4 protein-coding genes are annotated in these 2,853 nt (G+C 68.9%); 1 reads left to right on the top strand and 3 read right to left on the bottom strand.

What is annotated here, in order from left to right:
* The 3 genes from AOK24_RS28595 to AOK24_RS28605 all read right to left on the bottom strand — a co-directional run.
* Window positions 1-490: ABC transporter ATP-binding protein (locus tag AOK24_RS28595; protein WP_159052015.1), on the bottom strand; the 490-nt coding region annotated here is incomplete at its 3' end.
* Between the two features lie 103 nt (window positions 491-593).
* The gene (locus tag AOK24_RS28600) at window positions 594-1,373 is read right to left on the bottom strand and encodes an ABC transporter permease (protein WP_055722941.1); all 780 of its coding nucleotides are present in this window, start codon (window positions 1,371-1,373) and stop codon (window positions 594-596) included.
* A gap of 1 nt (window position 1,374) precedes the next feature.
* Window positions 1,375-2,325, bottom strand: a complete 951-nt coding sequence (locus AOK24_RS28605) for an ABC transporter ATP-binding protein (RefSeq protein WP_055722942.1) — start codon at window positions 2,323-2,325, stop codon at window positions 1,375-1,377.
* Window positions 2,326-2,627: 302 nt separating this feature from the next.
* Here AOK24_RS28605 and AOK24_RS48735 point away from each other — a divergent pair.
* Window positions 2,628-2,853 (top strand): hypothetical protein (locus AOK24_RS48735; protein WP_420876702.1); only part of this gene is annotated, 226 nt, incomplete at its 3' end.

Here is a 2,853-nt window from a genome sequence, read left to right on the forward strand (position 1 = left end):
GGATGCCCTCGGGGTCGAGCCCGTTGACGGGCTCGTCGAAGAGGAGGACCTGGGGGTCGCCGAGGAGCGCTGCGGCGATCCCGAGCCGCTGCCCCATGCCCAGCGAGAACCCCTTGGACCGCTTGCGGGCGACCGCCTGGAGCCCGACGACGCCGAGCACCTCGTCGACGCGCCGCGCCGGGATCCCGGAGAGCTGCGCGAGGCACAGCAGGTGGTTGCGCGCGTGCCGCCCCCCGTGCACGGCCTTCGCGTCGAGCAGCGCCCCCACATGCCGCGCGGCGTTCGGCAGCTGCCGGTACGGGTAGCCGCTGATCGTGACGGACCCGGCAGTCGGGTTGTCCAGCCCGAGGATCATCCGCATCGTCGTGGACTTGCCCGACCCGTTCGGCCCGAGGAACCCGGTGACGGCGCCCGGCCGCACCCGGAAGGACAGATTGTGCACGGCGGTCTTGTCGCCGTAGCGCTTGGTCAGGCCGACTGCCTCGATCATGCTCCGCACCCATCGCAAGGTTCAGGACAACAGGGCGCACGCCCCCGTAAGAGTTAGGAGCTTATCGGGGTGCTGACGGTTCCGACCAAGAGGAGGCAAAGCCTCAGGCGTCCCGCCGTTTCAGCAGCGCGTACCCGCCGAGGAGCGCCACGGCCACCCACGCGACCATGATGGCGAGCCCGCCCCACGGCCCGTACGGGGTGTCGTCGTTCACCGGCGTCACCACCTGCATGATCTTGCTGCCCGCCTGGTCCGGCAGATAGCGCCCGACCTTCTTCGTCGCGGAGACGTTCCCGAGGATGTTGGAGACGAGGAAGAAGAACGGCATGAGGATGCCGAGGGACAGCATCGGCGAGCGCAGCATGGTCGCGACGCCCATCGAGAACAGGGCGATCAGCGTCATGTACAGCCCGCCGCCGATGACGGCCCGCAGCACCCCGGGGTCCCCGATGTGCGCGCGCAGCGAGCCCAGCATGGCCTGTCCGAGGAAGAACGAGGCGAAGCTCGTGACCATCGAGACGGCGAGCGCGAGCCCGGCGGCGACGGCGACCTTGCTGAGGTAGAACGTCGCGCGCTGCGGTACGGCCGCCAGCGACGTACGGATCATGCCGGTGCTGTACTCGTTCGAGACGACCAGCACCCCGAACACGATCATCGCGAGCTGGCCGAGGGTCAGCCCGGCGAAGCTGATGAACGTCGGGTCGAAGGACAGCTTGTCGTCGCGGCTCAGGTCGTCGAACTGGCTCTTGGACAGCGCCGAGAGCAGCATCCCGATCCCGATGCTGACGACCGCCGCGAGGGACAGCGTCCACACCGTCGACGCGACCGACCGGACCTTCGTCCACTCCGACCGCACGACCTGCGAAACCTGGGTGACGGCCATCTCAGTCCTTCCTCCAGCCGTCGCCCCACTCCTGCGGCGGGGCCTCGTCCGTATGCGCGTGGTACTCGACCGACTCGGCCGTCAACTGCATGAACGCCTCTTCCAACGACGCCTGCTGCGGCGACAGTTCGTGCAGCACGAGGTGGTGCTGAGCCGCCAGCTCCCCCAACTGCTCCGCCTTCTCGCCGTCCACCTCAAGCACCCCGCTGCCCGTCTCCACGACGGTCACGCCCGCCTGGTGCAGCACATCCAGCATCCGCTCGCGCTGCGGGGTGCGGATACGGACGTACGAGCGCGAGTTGCGCGCGATGAACTCCGCCATCGAGGTGTCCGCCAGCAGCCTGCCCTGGCCGATCACCACCAGGTGGTCCGCCGTCAGCGCCATCTCGCTCATCAGGTGCGACGACACGAACACCGTCCGCCCCTGCGCCGCGAGCGACTTCATCAGGTTCCTGATCCAGTGGATGCCCTCGGGGTCGAGCCCGTTCACCGGCTCGTCGAACATCAGGATCCGCGGATCACCGAGCAGCGCGCCGGCGATCCCGAGCCGCTGCCCCATCCCCAGCGAGAACCCCTTCGCCTTCTTCTTCGCCACCGCCGTCAGCCCGACGGTGTCGAGCACCTCGTCGACCCGGCTCCGCGGAATCCCATTGCTCTGCGCAAGACACAACAAATGATTGAAGGCACTCCGCCCCCCATGCATCGCCTTCGCGTCCAGCAGCGCCCCGATGTACTTCAACGGCTCCTTGAGCTGGTCGTAATGCTGCCCATCGATCCGCACATCCCCGGCCGTAGGCCGGTCCAGCCCCAACATCATCCGCATCGTGGTCGACTTCCCGGCCCCGTTCGGCCCCAGAAACCCGGTCACGATCCCCGGCCGCACCCTGAAACTCAGATCATTGACCGCCACCTTCCCGCCGTACCTCTTGGTCAGCCCCTCAAGCTCGATCATGCGGCCACGCTAGGGGGTTGGGCAGGCCGATGCCACCGGAGAAACCGAACTTTGGGCGAAGGCTCCGATGCGGCCGTCGAAGTGCTGGCCCATGCGGCGCCTCTCAGGGGGCGCGTCCCGGTCCAGGGAGCACTTTGAAGTGCCGGGCGGGCGTCGTCTTTTAGGGGCGCGGGGCTGTATCTGATGTGCGGCTACCGCCGCGCGGGCGCGACCAGCCACGACGGCGCAGCACTCGCCACACGACCTGACCCGGCACTGCAATAGGCACCCCTCACATCACCGCCGCCGAAGCGGAATCCGACGTGCTCGGCGACACCGCAGGCCCGCTCGCCGCAGGCCCACTCGCCGAGGTCGATGTGGACGGCGTGCCCTCCGGAGCCGTCGGCGTGCCCGAGGGCTCCGTAGGACTCGGCGAAGCCGGCGCGCTCGGGCTCGGCGAGTCAGAGGGCTTCGGCGTAGGACTGGGCGACGTCTGCGTGGGCGTCGGCGAAGGCGACGTACCACCAGTCCCCCCGCCCGTCGCCCCAC

Origin of the sequence: Streptomyces niveiscabiei (assembly GCF_001419795.1) — a bacterium.
In the GTDB taxonomy this organism is placed as follows: Bacteria; Actinomycetota; Actinomycetes; order Streptomycetales; family Streptomycetaceae; genus Streptomyces; species Streptomyces niveiscabiei.

Excerpts from the sequence above, each read along its gene's own strand:
- AOK24_RS28600 (WP_055722941.1), bottom strand. The coding sequence starts at position 1,373 with ATGGCCGTCACCCAGGTTTCGCAGGTCGTGCGGTCGGAGTGGACGAAG.
- AOK24_RS28605 (WP_055722942.1), bottom strand. The coding sequence starts at position 2,325 with ATGATCGAGCTTGAGGGGCTGACCAAGAGGTACGGCGGGAAGGTGGCG.